The 2,277-nt window shown below is 74.4% G+C and carries 1 protein-coding gene; it reads left to right on the forward strand.

Features of this window, described 5'->3' with window-relative positions:
- Positions 1-230 precede the first annotated feature (230 nt).
- Positions 231-2,216, forward strand: coding sequence for an FAD-dependent monooxygenase (locus DEF28_RS26350; RefSeq protein ID WP_158562929.1), 1,986 nt, complete (start codon positions 231-233; stop codon positions 2,214-2,216).
- The last annotated feature ends 61 nt before the right edge of the window (positions 2,217-2,277 follow it).

Below are 2,277 nucleotides of genomic sequence, written 5' to 3' on the forward strand. Positions count from 1 at the left end.
GTGGGCCCATGGACGGCAGCAGGCCGACAGCGTCCGCCTGATGCTCACCGAACCCGCGCTCCAGGGGGAACTCGCCAAGGCCCACGCCGCCGCCGAGGCGATGGGGGAGGGGGCGGCCGCCTGCTATGCCGAGGCCTTGAGGTCGGCGCCGACCAGTGGCAGCCCCCTCGCCCCTACTTGCCTATTAGGTATATTTGCCTAATGGGAAAGTTTGTCGCTATGGTGGGCGCATGCCAGCAGCAGACCGCCCGCGCATGGGCCTGCGCGAGCGCAAGAAGCAGGAGACGCGCGACGCACTCAGCCAGGCGGCGGTCCGGCTGATCGTCGAACGGGGATGGACCGGCGTGACCGAGGAGGACATCGCCGCGGCGGCCAACGTCTCCGCCCGCACCTTCCGCAACTACTTCTCCGGCAAGGCCGAAGCGGTCGCCGCCCGGCACGTCGACCGCGTGCGGCGGATCGCCGGCGAGCTGCGTGCACGCCCTGCGGCCGAGCCGCTGTGGGAGGCCGTCACCGCCGCCGTGCGCGAGCAGTTCGTCCCCGAGCACGACATCGACCGGTGGGCCCATGGACGGCAGCAGGCCGACAGCGTCCGCCTGATGCTCACCGAACCCGCGCTCCAGGGGGAACTCGCCAAGGCCCACGCCGCCGCCGAGGCGGACACCGACGTCCTCATCATCGGAGCGGGCCCCAACGGCCTCATGCTGGCCTGCGAGCTCGGCCTGGCCGGCGTCCGCACGACCGTGCTCGACAAGCTCCCCCAGCCCAACGGCGAGCCCAGGGCCAACGGCGTGCTCGGGCAGGTCGTCACGATGCTTGACCGCCGCGGCCTGTACGAGCGCATCACCGGCGACTCCAAGCGCCCCACCCCCGCCCCGTTCTTCATGTTCGCCGCGATGGGGCTCGACCTCGACCTGCTCGACGACAACCCGGTCCACGTCCTGCCCGTGCCGCAGCCGCGCCTCATCCGGATCCTCGCCGAGCGTGCCACCGAGCTCGGCGTGGACGTCCGCTGGGGACACGAGCTCGTGGGACTGGAGCAGGACGGCGAGGCCGTGACCGCCGAGGTCGCGGGTCCCTCCGGCCCCTGCCGTCTCTCCGCGCGCCATCTGGTGGGCGCCGACGGCGGGCACAGCCCGACCCGCAAGCTCGCCGGTATCGGTTTCCCCGGTGTCAGCCACGACCGCACCACCACCCGGTTGGCCCAGGTCAGCGTCCCCGAGGAATGGGTGGACCCGGCGACGGGCGGGTTGCGTGTTCCCGGCTACGGGCTGGTTCCGCCGTTCCTGGGGCAGCGCACCGAGAACGGCGGACTCACCTACGCCCCCCTCCCCGGCCGGCCGCCCATCATCTCCACCGTCGAGTGGGACCGGCCCGGGACCGAGGCGCCGATGAGCCTGGCCGAGCTGCGGGAGAGCGCCCGCCGGGTGCTCGGCGTCGACGTCCCCCTCGGCCCGCCTGCCGGGGACGGCCCGCACGCGCTGCGCCGGATCGTGGGCGGGAACAACCGGCGCGCCGAGCGCTTCCGCGACGGCCGGGTGTTCCTCCTCGGCGACGCCGCCCACGTGGACAACGCCGGGGGTCAGGGGCTCAACCTCGGCATGCAGGATGCCGTCAACCTCGGCTGGAAACTCGCCGCCGACATCCGCGGCGAGGCGCCGGCGGGGCTGCTGGACACCTACGACACGGAACGCCGGCCGGCCGCCGAGCGCGTCATCATGTACGCCCAGGCGCTGTCCGCGCTGCTCGCACCCGGCAGTGAGGTCACCGCCCTGCGCGAACTGTTCAGCGAGCTGCTCACCGACCGGAGCACCGTGCAGCGCCTCGCAGACCTCACCGCCGGGACCGACATCCGCTACGCCATGGGCGCGGCCGATCCGCATCCCCTGGTCGGCTACTGCGCCCCCGACATGGACCTGGCCGCGCCGCGGGGTCAGGTCCGGCTCGCGGAGCTGGCCCGCACCGGCCGCCCGATGCTCCTCGACCTCACCGGCAGCGGGGCGGCCGCCGAGGCACTGTCCCACCTGCGCGACCGGGTGGACATCGTCTCCGCGCGGCCGGAGTCCGCGGCGCCCGCGGCCACCGCGCTCCTCGTCCGCCCTGACTCCTATGTCGCGTGGGCGTCCTCCTCCCCGCACCCGGGCCCCGAGGAGCTGGCCGGACTCCGCGCCGCGGCCCGGTGCTGGTTCGGTGCCCCCGCGCAGCGCGCCGGGTAGCGCCCTGGCGAGGCCCCGCCGGGGGCCGGGGGTGGGCGGTCGGAGGGAGCGGTGCGCGCAC

Source organism: Marinitenerispora sediminis (genome assembly GCF_003336425.1).
Classification (GTDB): domain Bacteria; phylum Actinomycetota; class Actinomycetes; order Streptosporangiales; family Streptosporangiaceae; genus Marinitenerispora; species Marinitenerispora sediminis.